Origin of the sequence: Rahnella laticis (assembly GCF_015644585.1) — a bacterium.
GTDB classification, from domain to species: Bacteria; Pseudomonadota; Gammaproteobacteria; order Enterobacterales; family Enterobacteriaceae; genus Rahnella; species Rahnella laticis.
On record NZ_JADOBI010000005.1, the window covers coordinates 46,980 to 62,569 of the forward strand.

Consider the following 15,590-nt stretch of genomic DNA (forward strand, 5'->3'; position numbering starts at 1 on the left):
AATAAAAAACCACCAGAGCGGTGGCTTTTTGAACATCCATTCCGTGCGGGAATTTACATAATTCGTTCGAGGCGCTGATCCTTACCGCCTAAACGTCCGTCAGTCTGATTCCACTCTTTTTCATACGCCTGATAGGCAAATACAAAGGCCTGATGCCCGTCTTCAAATATCTGATCAGGACGTTTGTGCCAGCCGGAATACGCGTCATAACGCAATATTTCAAAACCGTCTTCCGCCGGATGAATAAGATAGGTGTAATGCTCACAAAACTCCGGCGCATAGGGAATATCTTCCCCGGCTTCGAGCGTGATAAACAGACCGCCAAGACGTAATTTAATCATTGATATCCTTTTTCATGATCCACAATGGAGTGGTTTGCGTTGCCGTCACATAGGCCGTTTCAGCGACCTGATGCATGCGCTGACGCTGATAAAATCCAATAGCCGGGAGATTACTTTGCAAAACCGTCAGCCACAAGCACGATTGTCCGTTTTCACGGGCGGCGGCTTCTACGGCGTCAAATAACATCGCGCCCAGCCCGCGTGCCCGGCTTTGGGGTTTGAAATACAGCTTACACAACTTCGCCCCGTGCCCTTGCGCGCCCTCAAGAGGCTGATTGAAATGCACTTTTGCAAAACCGACCGCGTCACCCTGTTCCTGTAACACCAGCCAGCGGTGATCCGGGCTCTCAAGCGTATTTTCCATTTCTTCGTTACTGAAATCATCGGCCAGAAACTGTTCCAGCTCGTCACTATTTTGCCACAGGTCGCCAAAATAGTGGCGATAGGTCTCACGGCCCAGCGTTTGCAGTTCGCGCTGGTCGGCCAGCGTGGCCTGACGAATGTCCATTTTGCTGCTCTCCTGTCTGTTTTTTTACTACAATGTTCGGGCCAAAGTGGATTGGCAATTAAGATTATTTTTATAGGAGTCATTCAAATGACGCAAAATATTTACGATGATCCGGCCTTTTTTGAAGGCTACGCGCAACTCGGGCGCTCGCAGTTCGGTCTGGAAGGCGCGCCGGAATGGCCTTCACTCAAAGCCATGCTGCCTGATATGCAGGGCGCACGCATCATCGATCTGGGGTGTGGCTACGGCTGGTTTTGCCGTGCTGCGCGCGATGCCGGTGCCGCAGAAGTTTCAGGGCTCGACGTTTCAGAGAAAATGCTCGAAAAAGCCCGGTCGATGACCCGCGACGATGCGATTCATTATGCCCGTCAGGATCTTGAAAGCCTGACACTGCCGGAAGCCGCTTTTGAACTGGCCTACAGCTCGCTCACGCTTCATTACATCGACGCCCTGCCCGCGCTTTTGCAAACGGTGTTTCACGCGCTCAAACCGGGCGGCAGTTTTGTCTTCTCAGCTGAGCACCCGATCTATACCGCACCTTCAAGCCCCGCGTGGCTGATCAATGAAGGCGGGCAAAAAACCTGGCCGGTCGATGGTTATCAGCATGAAGGCAAGCGTGTCACAAACTGGTTTGCCGAAGGCGTAGTCAAGCAGCACCGCACGCTGGGAACCTACATCCGCCTGCTCACTGATGCGGGTTTCGTTATCCGCGAGCTTAATGAGTGGGGTCCGTCGGCAGAACAAATTGCCGCACAACCGGCGCTGGCCGAAGAAGCTGAACGTCCGATGCTGTTCCTGATGTCCGTCCAGAAACCTCGCTAATCGTCTTCTCAGACACTTTTCCTTTCATTTTTTCAGTCAGGCAATTGCGCCGGGAGGCTCGTCCTCCCGCCTGCTTAAGGCTTCCTTAAGTTCTTCTCTTTACACTCTATTTCATCGCGAAACTATACCGCCGTTCAACGAGTGCGGATATTCAGACGATACCCCCTTTACCTCACAGGCAGCACAAACTAACGTGGCATCCACGTTTTTTGCCGGTTGTCAGTGGGTTACCGGAAATTTGTGATCACTATTTTGGCCTGTTTATTTGGCCTGTCTGTCTGGCCTGTACATACGAGGGTAGTTTTATGGAGCAGCTGAATCATCTGGTGTTTTTATGGATCAACGCGACGCCCGCTTCGCCGCACGCGCTGATCAGTCTGGCGGCTTTTCTGGCCAATGACCTGATTATCATCGTCCCGCTTCTGATTGTCGGGCTCTGGCTTTGGGGTCAGCGCGACCAGATCGGCCAGCAACGTGAACTGGTCAGTAAAACCACCATTGCGCTGCTCTTTGCAATGACGACGGCCAAAACGCTCTCAATGCTTTTCCCCCACGCGCGCCCTTTCGTTGAAGGTTTTGGTTATAACTTCCTGCATCACGCGCCGGATGACTCTTTCCCGAGCGACCACGGCACGGCGATTTTCACTTTCGCGCTGTCATTCCTGTTCTGGCACCGCATCTGGTCCGGCGCGCTGCTGATGGTGACCGCCATCGCCATCGCCTGGTCACGTATTTATTTAGGCATTCACTGGCCGCTGGATATGCTGGGCGGATTACTGGTTGGCATGCTCGGTTGCCTGTTCGCGCAGCTGGTGTGGAACCTGTTTGGTGAGCAGATTAACGCGGTGATGTGCAAAGTGTACCGTTTCGGGTTCGCCTTCCCGATCAGGAAGGGCTGGGTGCAGAACTGATTTTCCGGCCATTCAGGCATAAAAAAAGCGAGGCTTTGTCGGCCTCGCTTTTTTTGTGTCAGATTTCAGGGGATAAGCTGCCGTTACTTACCGAAAATGCTGCCAAACAGGCCGCTGATTTTCATCATCACGAAGTCCCAGATACGGCCAAAGAAGCCCGCTTCCTTCACTTCCTGCAACGCCACCAGCGGACGCTGTTCAATAACTTTGCCGTCCAGACTGAAATCCACGGTTCCCACAACCTGATTCTTCGCCAGCGGCGCTTCAAGCTGCTTATTGGTCAGCGTGAAGCTGGCTTTCAGGTTTTTCAGCTGGCCTTTCGGCATCGTCAGTGAGGCATTTTCAGCCACACCCAGCGGAACCATTTTTTCATCACCAAACCAGACGCGCTGGCTGGTGAATGCATCACCGGCTTTAATTGGCGTCAGCGTTTCAAAGAAACGGAAACCCCAGGTCAGCAGACTTTCGCTCTCGCTGAAACGGATTCGGTCGCTCGGCGCGCCCATGACCACGGCAATCAGACGCATACCGGTCGGGTCGCTGGCGGAAGAGACCAGGTTATACCCCGCACCGGACGTGAAGCCGGTTTTGATGCCGTCCACATTCAGATTCGAACTCCACAACAGGCGGTTACGGTTAATCTGCTTGATGTGGTTGAAGGTGAATTCTTTCTCTTTATGCAGCGCATATTCGTCCGGCGTATCGCGGATCAGCGCCTGCGAGAGCAGTGCCATATCCGTCGCCGACGTGTACTGCCCGTCCGCATCCAGCCCGTGAACGGTTTTAAAATGCGTATTTTGCAGTTTCAGCTGTTCGCCGTAGCGGTTCATCAGATTCACGAAGGAATCCTGGCTCCCCGCCACAAAATCGGCCAGCGCAATACTCGCGTCGTTACCCGACTGGATCACAATCCCTTTATTCAGCTCGGAAACCGGCACGCGATCACCGGGTTTGAGGAACATCAGGGACGATCCGCGCAGCACCGGATTGCCGGTTGCCCAGGCATCGTTACCGACAGAAACCAGATCGTCGGATTTGATTTTGCCGGATTTAATGGCCTGGCCGACCACGTAGCTGACCATGATTTTGCTCAGGCTGGCCGGATCGAGGCGCGCGTCAGGATTCGATTCAGTCAGGATCTTCCCGCTGTTGTAATCCATTAGCACCCAGGATTTGGCATTAATCTGTGGTGCGACGGGGCCGTTGTCCGCCTGAGCGGCAGGAAGCGCCAGCAGCATTACTCCACCGCCCAGCGCGTAAATGAAAGTCCGTTTGAATTGGGAAGAAATTGTCATAGGTATCAGCGCTTTTGTCCGGGTAACTGAAATTTATCTTATCTTTCAAACAGATTGTACAACTCTGTCTGACGTAAAACCTACTGCGTTCTGGGTCTGGAATAAACCTAAATAGTGTAAAGATCTTAAGAATAGTAGAGATTTCCACTGCTTGCGCTGATTCAACCGGCGATAAAAACAGCAGTCAGCACTTGACCAATTCATTCATGTGCGTCAGTTTGGGGTGCAGATTCATATAAAATATCTATAACAATAAACGGCTTAATCGCAACGGCGCTTCAACGACGATGAACGAGCCGCAGGGGCAGAAATGGGACTGGTAATTAAGGCGCTGATCGGAGCGCTGGTCGTGATTTTAATCGGGGTGCTGTCCAAAACCCGAAACTATTATATCGCCGGGCTGGTCCCGCTTTTTCCTACGTTCGCCTTAATTGCTCACTACATTGTGGGCACGGAACGCAGCATCGAGGCACTGCGAACCACGATTATCTTCGGCCTGTGGGCCGTCATTCCTTATATGGTGTACCTGATTTCACTCTATTTTTTCATCGGCTCGATGAAACTGCCTTACGCCCTGCTTTGCGCCGTCGTTTGCTGGTCGCTGGCGGCGTGGCTGCTGATCAGCCTGTGGGCGCGTTTTCACGCCTGACTTTTATGACCGGGCAGTATTCAGACTGAAATCACGGATAAAGGCGTCGTTTTCCCGCACCAGTTCGTCACGGATAAAATCGACAAACTGACCAAGCGCCGCCGAACGCCGTTTACCGGCGGGTGACTGCAACTGCAACGTCCGCTGGCTCAGCTGTTCAATGTTCACCGGTTTGACCCGCAAATTATCGCGCCGGGCTTTATACATAATGGAAAAATGGCTGCACGCGACAATCGCCCCCGGCGTCTGCACCATAAAATCGTAAAGCGTCGAAAAACGGTTACAGCTCACTGCGGGTTCCAGAAAAATTCCGCTCATCCGGCACGACAAATCAAACAGCTGGCGTATGGTGCTGCCCTGCTCGTTCATCGCCAGCGGGAACGGATGCAAATCTGTCAGCAAAACGTCCTTATCCGCCAGCGGATGATCCGGGCGCATCACCATACGTACCGGCGCAGGGAAAGACGCCATGATGTCCACGCCGCGCTCTGCCACCAGGCTGAACTGTAACGCCAGTTCCACTTCGCCGTTGTGGATCATTTCCGACACTTCCACCGCCGTGCCGACGTTGAGATAAAACATCACGCCCGGGTTTATCTTGCGAAACCGCGAGAACAGCTGCGGAAGCAAATCAAACGCCAGCCCGTCAGTACAGGCCATGCGGATCACGGTTCGCCTCACGGCGTTCAGCCCCTGAATTTCCGCAATCGCGTGCTCCATTTCCATCATGCTTTTACGCACATGGTTTTCCAGAATCTGCCCGGCATCGTTGAGCACCATCCCGCGCGCATGACGTTCAAACAACGGCGCGCCGATGCGTTCTTCCAGACGCTGGATCTGACGGCTGATGGCCGACACCGCCACAAATAATTGCTTACTCGCCGCGCTCAGCGAGCCGGTATTGGCCACCGCCAGAAAATAGCGAATCTCCGTACTTTGCATGACCGTATTGCCTCATCACTGTGCAGATGAGCATTACAATAAAAGCAACGCTAACTTGCAATTATTATTATTGTGGCAACGCTGACGCAGCGCTTAGAGTGAAACTGCTAAAAAAACCAACAATAAAATCACAAACACAACAAAAGCAGGATCCTCATGACAGCGGAAAATATCGTTGAACAGGCGTTAGCCTGGTTCGATCAGGGTGAATACCAGCGCACGCTGGCGCGCAGGGTGGCGATTGCCTCCGAAAGCCAGAGTAATCAGCGGGACGCCGAACTGGCGCGTTATCTCGATGAAGAGATTAAACCGGCACTCGCGGCGATGGGTTTCAGCCTGCTGAGCGTCGAAAATACGTATGCCGCTAACCGTCCTTTTTTGATCGCCACCCGCATTGAAGACGTCGCGTTGCCCACAATCCTGAGTTACGGCCACGGCGACGTGGTGTTCGGCGACGATGAAAACTGGCGCAGCGACTTATCGCCGTGGGAACTCAAAGAGGACGGCGACCGCTGGTACGGACGTGGAAGCGCCGACAACAAAGGCCAGCACAGCATCAACATTGCCGCGCTGGAGCAAATCTACCAGGCCCGCGGCGGAAGCCTCGGTTTTAACTGCAAACTGCTGTTCGAGATGGGTGAAGAAATCAGCTCACCGGGGCTGGCCGAACTTTGCCGTGAATATCAGGAAGAGCTCAGCGCCGATATTTTCCTCGCCTCCGACGGCCCGCGCCTGAGCGCCGTGCGCCCGACGCTGTTCCTCGGTTCACGCGGTGCGGTGAATTTCCGTCTCACCATCAATGCCCGCGACAACGCCTATCACTCCGGCAACTGGGGCGGGCTGCTGACCAATCCGGGGACGCAGCTGGCAAACGCGCTGGCCTGTCTGGTGAATCAGCACGGCCAGTTGCAGGTTTCTGCGCTGAAACCGCCAGCAGTCAGTGAGGCCATCCGCGAAATTCTCAGCGATGTTGACGTCGGCGATGGCAAAAACGATCCGCAGATTGATCTGAACTGGGGCGAGGAAGGTCTCACGCCTGCCGAGCGTCTCTATGCGTGGAATACGCTGGAAGTGCTGTCGTTCCTGACCGGCAATCCGCAGCGCCCAATGAACGCCATTCCCGGCTCGGCGACGGCGGTGTGTCAGCTGCGTTTTGTCGTCGGCACCGACTGGCAACATCTGGCAGAGCACGTCCGTGCGCACCTCGATGCACAGGGTTTCCCGCAGGTTGAGGTGGAATTTATGCGTGGCTCACCGGCCACCCGCTTCGACCCGACCGATCCTCTGGTGGACTGGGCGCTGAATATCATGCAAAAAACAACCGGTAAAAAACCGGCATTACTGCCGAACCTCGGCGGCTCACTGCCTAATGATGTCTTCGCCGATATTCTCGGTTTACCGACGTTATGGGTGCCGCACTCTTATCCGGCCTGCGGTCAGCACGGCGTGAATGAACACATGCTGATTTCCGTGGCACGCGAGGGGCTGGCGATCATGACCCATCTGCTGTGGGATCTTGGTCAAAACGGTGCCTCCGTGCTGGCCCGTCACCACGCCCATACAGGAGGTGCGCAATGAGCCAGTTAAGCGCCAGCTCCACTTCCGTCAGCACTACGGCTGAAAAACCGAGCCTGATGAAAACCCTCTTTGCGACCTGTATCGGGAACGCGCTTGAGTGGTTTGATATCGCCATTTACGGCTTTTTCGCCAGCTATATTGCCCATGCGTATTTCCCGACGTCCGATCCGACCGTTTCACTGTTGCTGGCGTTCGGCAGCTTCGGGGTTTCATTCCTGATCCGGCCGCTCGGCGCAATCGTTCTCGGTGCGTATGCCGACAAACACGGGCGTAAAGCGTCGCTGCTGATGTCCATCAGCCTGATGATGATTGGCGGTTTAATCATTGTCATCACGCCCTCCTACGCCACTATCGGCATGGCCGCACCGCTGCTGATCCTCGCGGCACGTCTGATTCAGGGCTTTTCGGCGGGAGGTGAGTTCGGCAGCTCAACGGCGTTTCTGGTTGAACATTTCCCCGAACGTAAAGCGTTTATCGCCAGCTGGCAGTTCGCCACGCAGGGCGCGAGCACCTTGCTGGCTTCGGCATTTGGTCTGGGGTTGTCTGCCATTTTGAGTGAAACGCAGTTGCAGGACTGGGGATGGCGCATTCCGTTTATTTTCGGTCTGCTGATTGGCCCGGTGGGTTTGTACATCCGCCGCCATATCAAAGAATCGGAAAGCTTCAGCAAAGCCGAGAAAACTGCGTCGCCGCTGAAAGAAATCGTGCGCTCGCAAAAAGGCCTGTTCTTTACGGCTATCGGCCTGATGGTGGTGTCCACCGCCATCAACTACATGCTGAACTACGTGCCAACGTATGCCACAAAAACGTTACATCTGCCTGCCTCGGCGGGCTTTAGCGCCACGTTATCGGCAGGGATTATCCTGACCGTCGTCACGCCAGTTATGGGGCTGTGGGCGGAGAAAATCGGGCGTCTGCCGCTGATGTGGGGTTCGCTTATCCTGCTGTTGCTGACCATTTATCCTGCGTTCTGGCTGATGCTGCAATACACATCGGCACTGTCTTTACTGCTGCTGATAAGCTGGCTGGCACTGCTGAAATCGGTGTATTTCTCCACCGTGCCGTCGATGATGGCGGATTTGTTCCCGATCACCACCCGCGCCAGCGGCATGGCGATCAGCTACAACGTGGCGGTCACCGTGTTCGGCGGCTTTGCACCATTCATCTGTACCCTGCTGATTTCCGCCACCGGCAGCAGCCTGGCGCCAGGTTACTACCTGATGATGGTCGCCCTGCTCAGCGTCTGGGCACTGTTTAAGGCGCAGAAAACACAGCGCTGATTTCCCGTAATCCCGCTCAGCGGCGGGGAAACCTGTCGCTGAGTGTTACGCTTAACCCTTCGCAAAACCCCTTCACCTGCCCTATAGTCATTGCCATTGTGCTGGCTAACGTTCTGTTTATTTACCCTTTTCAAACGAGGAGTTCTGAATGATCACCCTGTGGGGCCGCGATAACTCAACTAATGTGAAAAAAGTGCTGTGGTTGCTGGACGAACTTAAACTGCCTTTTCAGCAAATTAACGCCGGGGGCGCTTACGGCAAAAACCATGAGCCGCTTTATCTGTCACTCAATCCGAACGGGCTGGTGCCTTGCATACAGGATGATGATTTTGTCCTGTGGGAATCGAATGCCATTTTGCGTTATCTCGCCGAACGCGCAGGCAATGAAGCGTTCTGGCCTTCCGACCTGCGGGCTCGCGCCAGCGCGGATAAATGGCTGGACTGGACCGCAAACAGCCTGACCGTTCCTTTCCGTCAGGTCTTTCTGACGCTGGTTCGCGTTCCCGAACCGGAGCGTGATATGAATCTGGTGGCCACCGGCATGGCGGCATTTGAAAAACACTGGGCGATTGTCGACAAAGTGCTGGCGCAGCAGGCATGGTTATCAGGCGAACATTTCGGGCTCGGCGATATCCCGCTGGCGATCTACGCCTACGCCTGGTACGGGCTGAATATTGAACGTCAGGCCCATCCGAATGTGGAACGCTGGTATCAACAAATCACACAGCGTCCGGATTTCCAGAAACGCGTGATGATCCCCCTGACCTAGACGTAAACACTAAAGGCGTGCCGCAACGACACGCCTTTTTTAGCCTGCGGCACTCATTTGTTGCCCGGCGACACCTTCAGCAGTTTCCCGTCACTTTCATCCGTCAGCACATACACAAATCCATCCGGCCCGACCTGAACTTCGCGAATACGCTCATTGCGCTCGCTTAACAGACGTTCTTCATGGGTAATTTTTTCGCCGTCTACGGTCAGGCGGATCAGCGATTTCCCGGCCAGCGCGCCCACAAACAGCGAGTTTTTCCACTGCGGGAATTTCTCCGCGTTATAAAACGCCATGCCGCTCAGCGCCGGAGAAATCGCCCAGTAATAAATCGGATCTTCAGCGCCTGTCAGCGTGGTGCCTTTCGCTTCCGGGATAGGCTGCCCGGAATAGTTAATCCCAAACGTCGCCAGCGGCCAGCCGTAATTTTTTCCCGCTTTCGGCAGATTCACTTCGTCCCCGCCGCGCGGCCCGTGCTCCGTTTCCCATAACGCACCGCTCCACGGATCCACCGCCAGCCCCTGCGGATTGCGGTTGCCGTAAGTCCAGATCTCCGGTTTCGCGTTTTTGTCACCGGCAAACGGATTATCCTGCGGAATGCCGCCTTCCGGCGTCAGACGCAAAATCTTGCCTTGCAGCTGATTCAAATGCTGGGCATTGATGCGCTGATTATTATCCCCGACGGACAGGAAAATATTGCCCTGTGCGTCGAACGCCATGCGCCCGCCCAGATTAATGCCGCTTTCCAGCGCCGGTTGCTGCACGAAAATCACTTTAAAATCCGTCAGACTTTGTTTGTCTGCCGACAGCGTGCCGTAACCCAGCGCCCCGTGAGGCTCACCCTTTTCACCCGGCTGCGCGAAAGAGAGATAAACCCGGCGGTTTTTCGCAAAATCCGGCGACAGGCGCACATCCCACAGCCCCGCCTGCCCGCTGACCCACACACGCGGCACGCCTTTGAGCGGCGCGGAAAGTTTTTGGTCTGGCTGCCACAGACGCAGCTGGCCGCTGCGCTCGGTGATCAGCGCGCCCTGCGAATCAGGCAGAAATGCCAGCGACCACGGGTGATCCAGGCCTCTTGCCTGTTCGGTGACCTCCGCGCGGGCAACAGCAAAGGGAACCGGCGATTTCGGCGCGGCAAATGCGTGAGACGCCAGAAGAGAGGTTGAGAAAACGAATAAAGCGGCAGCGCGGAAAGAACAGGACATCAGGCTTCTCCCGGAAACGTTGATCAGCGTTGAATGTTCAGTTTAGGCCATGTGCCTGATTTTGCTCAGCACCACTCTGCGTTCTATAACCAACAGGAATAACGCCAGCCGGAAATATACTATCAACAAAGCATTCCCTCCTTCTTAACATACCGGTAGACTGCGTTGTCACAATGGACGTCCAGACAGACGGACTTCCAAACATCCTCAATTTGGTCCGTTCTTTTTGTTCCGAATTTTTATGCCAAAAAACACCTGTGAAACACACATCGCACCCGACGACGGAGTTGTTAAATAATGAAAAAAATATCCGCATCCCTGCTGGCACTTAGCCTGTTCTCCGCCCTGCCCGCGTTTGCCGCTGATGCCCAGCTGGCACCGGTTCCGGCTGCGATTGCACAACACAACGGCCCGGTGCGCATTGCCGTGATCCGTAACCTTGGCTCCGATGACAACACCACGCAATTTCTGGCGGGTGCCATCAAGCAAGGCCATGCGCTGGGCTTTAAAGTCGATACATTCCTGAGTAACGGCGACGACGCCAAGTTTCAGGATTTCGTGAATCAGGCCATCAGCCAGAAATACGACGGCATTATTCTGTCGCAGGGTCGCGGTCCGTATTCTGAAGCGCTGGCAAATCGTATTGCCGCCGCGGGCATTGCAGTTTCCGCGTTTGATACCGAAGTACCGGATACCATTCCGGGCGTCACCGTCACCCGCCAGGACGACGCGTCTCTGGCGAAAGCCTCGGTCGGCCAGCTGGTGAAAGATTTCAACGGCAAAGCCAACATCATCAAACTGTGGGTGGCCGGGTTCCCGCCAATGGAACGCCGCCAGAAAACCTACGAAGCCATCCTGAAAGAGAATCCGGGCATTCATCAGCTTGAGTCTATCGGCGCGGTATCTTCGGACGTTCAGGGCGACACCGCCAACAAAGTCGGGGCGATTCTGGCGAAGTATCCTAAAGGCCAGATTGATGCCATCTGGGGTTCCTGGGATGCCTTCAGCCAGGGTGCTTACAAAGCGCTGAAAGAGAATGGCCGGACTGAAATCAAACTCTACAGCATCGATGCTTCGAACCAGGATCTGCAACTGATGCGCGAGAAAGGCAGCCCGTGGTTGTTTACGGCGGCGGTGGATACACAGCTGATCGGCGCCGTGAACCTGCGTATTGTGGCGCTGAAAATTGCCGGTGAAAAAACGCCGCAGACTTATGAATTCCCGGCGCAGACCATTCCGCAATCCCTGCTGGTCAGCCAGCCGGATGGCCTGAACGTCAGCGGCCTGAGCAAAATCATTCCGGGTTGGGGAAAATCAGAAGATTTTACCGCGCCATGGTTTGCCACGCTGGAAGCAAAATACAAAAAGTAATCGCCTCAGACCTCCCGGAAACGGGAGGTTATTTCATCACTTATCCCCTCCTTGCGTTCCCGTTTCCCCCCTGCGATCACAGAAATAAAGAAACATAATTTCAGAATTAAAAATCTCAATAGCCGCAACCGCTTACAACCGTTAAAACCTGTACTCTCCCTTTTCATATGGACATTGAAGCAATGAGTACAGAAATCCTTTCGGTCAAGGAAAAGATTGGATATGGATTAGGCGACGCCGCCAGTCATATCATTTTTGATAATGTCATGCTGTACATGATGTTTTTCTACACCGACATTTTCGGCATTCCCGCCGGATACGTCGGCACCATGTTCCTGCTGGCCCGCGCACTCGATGCTATCTCTGACCCCTGCATGGGATTGCTGGCTGACCGCACCCGCACGCGCTGGGGCAAATTCCGCCCTTACGTGCTCTTCGGCGCGATCCCTTTCGGCATCGTCTGCGTCTTCACCTACACCACGCCGGAACTGAGCATGACCGGCAAAATGATCTACGCCGCCATCACTTACACGCTGCTCACGCTGATGTATACCGTGGTCAACATTCCGTATTGCGCACTCGGCGGCGTGATCACCTCGAACCCGACACAGCGTATTTCGCTGCAATCCTACCGCTTCGTGCTGGCGACGGCGGGCGGCATGCTGAGCACCGTGCTGATGATGCCGCTGGTAAAACTCATTGGCGGCGAAAATCAGGCGCTGGGTTATCAGGGCGGCATTGCCGTACTGGCGATTGTCGCGGCCATCATGCTGGCAATCTGTTTTGCCACCACCAAAGAACGTATCGATCCGGGCAAACCGACCGGCACCATGCGCGAGGATTTGCGCGACATCTGGCATAACGATCAATGGCGCATTGTGGGTCTGCTGACCATCCTTAACATCATCGCCGTGGCAGTTCGCGGCGGCGCCATGATGTATTACGTCACCTATATTCTCGGCAATCCTTTGCTGTTCGTCTGGTTCCTCGGCGTCTATTCCGTCGGCAATCTGTTCGGCAGCGCACTCGCCAAACCACTCACCGACTGGAAATGCAAAGTGAGCGTGTTCTGGTGGACCAACGCCATTCTGGCCGTGCTCAGCGTCGCCATGTTCTTCCTGCCGGTTCATGGCAGCATCGCGATGTTTGCGTTCATCTTTGTTATCGGCGTACTGCATCAGCTGGTGACGCCAATTCAGTGGGTCATGATGTCCGACACCGTGGATTACGGTGAATGGAACGACGGCAAACGCCTGACCGGCATCAGCTTTGCGGGCACCTTATTTGTGCTCAAACTCGGTCTGGCGCTAGCGGGCGCGATGATCGGCTGGATGCTGGCCGGTGCCGGTTATCAGTCCGGTGCTGCCACGCAGAACGCGACCACGATGGCCTGTATCGTTGCGCTGTTCACGCTGGTGCCCGCCGCCTGTTACCTGCTGAGCGCCATCATTTGTAAGCGTTATTACATTCTGCGCACGCCGCTGCTGCGCCGCATCCTTGACGAAGTCGCGCAAGGCATCCGCCGCAATCAGCAAGAATTTATGAAATGAATTTGATTGAGATGAAGTTTAAAAGGAGCAGAACATGAAAATCAGCGACGGCAACTGGTTGATACAAGAGGGTTTAGTCTTAACACACCCTTTACAGGTATTTGACGTTCAGCGCGCCGGGAACGAAATGGTGATTTACGCGGCGCCGAAAGATGCCTCTGAGCGTGCCAGCCAGCTCGATTCCCCGCTGTTTACGCTGCGTTTTTTCTCGCCGCAAACCGGCGTGATTGGCGTACGCATTACCCATTTTGACGGCGAAACGGACAAGGGCCCGCATTATCCGTTGATCCAGTCCGAAAAACCGGAACTGCGCTTTGAAGACAATGCGGAATTCGCAGCCTTGCACAGCGGCTCGCTGAGCGTCCGCGTGACCAAAGGCGATAACTGGACGCTCGATTTCCTGCGCGATGGCCGCCGAATTACCGGCAGCGTGGCGAAATCAAACGGTTACGTGCAGGACAGCAATACGCTGAAAACCTACATGATGGAGCGGCTGGATCTGGGCGTCGGCGAAACGGTTTACGGGCTGGGAGAACGTTTCACCGCGCTGGTTAAAAACGGGCAAACCGTCGAAACCTGGAACCGCGACGGCGGCACCAGCACCGAGCAATCCTACAAAAACATTCCGTTTTATCTGACAAACCGCGGCTACGGCGTGCTGGTGAACCACCCGGAATGCGTGTCGTTTGAAGTCGGTTCTGAGAAAGTGTCGAAAGTGCAGTTCAGCGTGGAAGGCGAATACCTCGAATATTTCGTCATCGACGGCCCGACGCCGAAAAAAGTGCTCGACCGTTACACGCGCCTGACCGGCCGCCCTGCGCTGCCGCCCGCCTGGTCATTTGGCCTGTGGCTGACCACATCCTTCACCACCAATTACGACGAAGCGACGGTCAACAGTTTTATCGACGGCATGGCCGAACGCAATCTGCCGCTGCACGTTTTCCACTTCGACTGCTTCTGGATGAAAGCTTTCCAGTGGTGCGATTTTGAATGGGATCCGCAAACCTTCCCGGATCCGCAGGGCATGTTGCAGCGCCTGAAAGCACGCGGTCTGAAAATCTGTGTGTGGATAAACCCGTACATCGGCCAGAAATCTCCGCTGTTCCACGAAGGCAAAGAGAAAGGCTATCTGCTCAAACGCCCGGATGGCCGCGTGTGGCAGTGGGATAAATGGCAGGCGGGAATGGGCATTGTCGATTTCACCAACCCGCAGGCCTGTGAATGGTACGCCGGACACCTGAAACGGCTGGTGGATATGGGCGTGGATTGCTTCAAGACGGACTTCGGCGAGCGGATCCCGACAGATGTGGTCTGGCACGACGGCTGCGACCCGCAGAAAATGCACAACCATTACGCGTTTGTGTACAACAAGCTGGTGTATGAAACGTTGCAGGATAAGCTCGGCGCATCCGAAGCCGTGCTGTTTGCCCGTTCGGCCTCCGTGGGCGCGCAGCAATTCCCGGTTCACTGGGGCGGCGACTGTTACGCCACTTACGAATCCATGGCGGAAAGCCTGCGCGGTGGCCTGTCCATCGGGCTGTCCGGCTTCGGGTTCTGGAGCCACGACATTGGCGGTTTCGAAAACACCGCACCGGCGCATATCTACAAACGCTGGTGCGCCTTCGGCCTGCTGTCGAGCCACAGCCGCCTGCACGGCAGCAAATCCTACCGTGTGCCATGGGTTTATGACGACGAAGCCTGCGACGTGGTGCGCCAGTTCACGCAACTGAAATGCCGCCTGATGCCGTATCTGTATCCGGCCTCCGTGCAGGCCGCCAAAAGCGGAACGCCGGTTATGCGCGCCATGATGCTGGAGTTCCCGGAAGATCCGGCCTGCGATTATCTCGACCGGCAGTACATGCTGGGCGATGACCTGCTGGTTGCACCGGTCTTCAGTGAACAAGGCGACGTGGATTTCTATCTTCCCCAAGGGCGCTGGACGCACCTGCTCAGCAACGAGGTGGCCGAAGGCTCACGCTGGCACCGTCAGCAACATGGCTTCGACAGCCTGCCGCTGTACGTCCGCCCGAATACGTTACTGGCAACAGGCAGCAACAGTGAAAAACCGGATTACGACTACAGTGAGCGCCCGGAATTCCACCTGTTCGAGCTGGAAGATGGCGCAATTGCTGAGAGCCGTCTGACCGATCTGCACGGGAATGTGGTCTTTACGCTGAACGCGCACCGCAGCGGTAACACGCTGACGCTGACCACGGAAGGCCAGGCTACCGGCTGGACGTTGTGCCTGCGCAATATTCACAGCGTCTCGAAATGCAGTCTGGCAACCACTTCGGCGACAGCGCAAGGAATACGCGTGACGCCGGAACACGGCAGCCATCAGTTCGTTATTGTTTTATAAATGACGT

The 15,590-nt window shown here is 55.2% G+C and carries 14 protein-coding genes; 9 read left to right on the top strand and 5 right to left on the bottom strand.

Annotated features, from left to right (window positions below):
* Nucleotides 1–53: 53 nt before the first annotated feature.
* Nucleotides 54–341, bottom strand: a complete 288-nt coding sequence (locus IV433_RS12140; RefSeq protein WP_152326950.1) for a hypothetical protein — start codon at nt 339–341, stop codon at nt 54–56.
* Complete coding sequence (locus IV433_RS12145) at nt 334–849, bottom strand: GNAT family N-acetyltransferase (protein ID WP_195814635.1); 516 nt, start codon at nt 847–849, stop codon at nt 334–336. Before IV433_RS12145 ends, IV433_RS12140 begins: the two co-directional genes overlap by 8 nt.
* An 87-nt stretch (nt 850–936) precedes the next feature.
* Here IV433_RS12145 and IV433_RS12150 point away from each other — a divergent pair, with 87 nt between their 5' ends.
* Nucleotides 937–1,671, top strand: coding sequence for a class I SAM-dependent methyltransferase (locus IV433_RS12150; protein ID WP_195814634.1), 735 nt, complete (start codon nt 937–939; stop codon nt 1,669–1,671).
* Between the two features lie 305 nt (nt 1,672–1,976).
* The gene (gene ybjG, locus IV433_RS12155) at nt 1,977–2,582 is read left to right on the top strand and encodes an undecaprenyl-diphosphate phosphatase (RefSeq protein ID WP_195814633.1); all 606 of its coding nucleotides are present in this window, start codon (nt 1,977–1,979) and stop codon (nt 2,580–2,582) included.
* Nucleotides 2,583–2,665: 83 nt separating this feature from the next.
* On the opposite strand, the gene IV433_RS12160 is transcribed toward ybjG, so the two are convergent.
* Entirely contained in the window at nt 2,666–3,877 is a 1,212-nt protein-coding gene (locus IV433_RS12160) for a serine hydrolase (protein WP_195814632.1), read from the bottom strand.
* A 310-nt stretch (nt 3,878–4,187) separates the two neighbouring features.
* On the opposite strand from IV433_RS12160, the gene IV433_RS12165 reads away from it, so the two are divergent.
* On the top strand, nt 4,188–4,526 hold the full coding sequence (locus tag IV433_RS12165; protein ID WP_195814631.1) for a GlpM family protein: 339 nt from the start codon (nt 4,188–4,190) through the stop codon (nt 4,524–4,526).
* Between the two features lie 3 nt (nt 4,527–4,529).
* Here the strand turns inward: IV433_RS12165 and IV433_RS12170 are convergent, their stop codons facing one another.
* Entirely contained in the window at nt 4,530–5,468 is a 939-nt protein-coding gene (locus IV433_RS12170) for a LysR family transcriptional regulator (RefSeq protein ID WP_195814630.1), read from the bottom strand.
* A 156-nt stretch (nt 5,469–5,624) separates the two neighbouring features.
* Here IV433_RS12170 and IV433_RS12175 point away from each other — a divergent pair, with 156 nt between their 5' ends.
* From IV433_RS12175 to IV433_RS12185, 3 genes are all read left to right on the top strand, one after another.
* Nucleotides 5,625–7,046 (top strand): M20 family metallopeptidase, encoded by a 1,422-nt coding sequence (locus tag IV433_RS12175; protein WP_195814629.1) that lies wholly within the window; start codon nt 5,625–5,627, stop codon nt 7,044–7,046.
* Entirely contained in the window at nt 7,043–8,326 is a 1,284-nt protein-coding gene (locus tag IV433_RS12180; RefSeq protein ID WP_195814628.1) for an MFS transporter, read from the top strand. Before IV433_RS12175 ends, IV433_RS12180 begins: the two co-directional genes overlap by 4 nt.
* A 148-nt stretch (nt 8,327–8,474) precedes the next feature.
* A complete protein-coding gene (locus IV433_RS12185) occupies nt 8,475–9,095 on the top strand; it encodes a glutathione S-transferase family protein (protein WP_195814627.1) in 621 nt (206 codons plus the stop codon).
* A gap of 53 nt (nt 9,096–9,148) precedes the next feature.
* Here the strand turns inward: IV433_RS12185 and IV433_RS12190 are convergent, their stop codons facing one another.
* On the bottom strand, nt 9,149–10,303 hold the full coding sequence (locus IV433_RS12190) for a PQQ-dependent sugar dehydrogenase (RefSeq protein WP_195814626.1): 1,155 nt from the start codon (nt 10,301–10,303) through the stop codon (nt 9,149–9,151).
* A 297-nt stretch (nt 10,304–10,600) separates the two neighbouring features.
* Between IV433_RS12190 and IV433_RS12195 the strand changes: the two genes are divergently transcribed.
* The 3 genes from IV433_RS12195 (at nt 10,601) to yicI (ending at nt 15,583) form a co-directional block, all read left to right on the top strand.
* Nucleotides 10,601–11,674 carry a sugar ABC transporter substrate-binding protein gene (locus IV433_RS12195; RefSeq protein WP_195814625.1) on the top strand — a complete coding sequence of 358 codons (1,074 nt, stop codon included), beginning with the start codon at nt 10,601–10,603 and terminating at the stop codon, nt 11,672–11,674.
* A gap of 182 nt (nt 11,675–11,856) precedes the next feature.
* The gene (locus IV433_RS12200; RefSeq protein ID WP_195814624.1) at nt 11,857–13,224 is read left to right on the top strand and encodes a glycoside-pentoside-hexuronide family transporter; all 1,368 of its coding nucleotides are present in this window, start codon (nt 11,857–11,859) and stop codon (nt 13,222–13,224) included.
* A 34-nt stretch (nt 13,225–13,258) separates the two neighbouring features.
* A complete protein-coding gene (gene yicI, locus IV433_RS12205; protein WP_195814623.1) occupies nt 13,259–15,583 on the top strand; it encodes an alpha-xylosidase in 2,325 nt (774 codons plus the stop codon).
* Nucleotides 15,584–15,590: the final 7 nt, after the last annotated feature.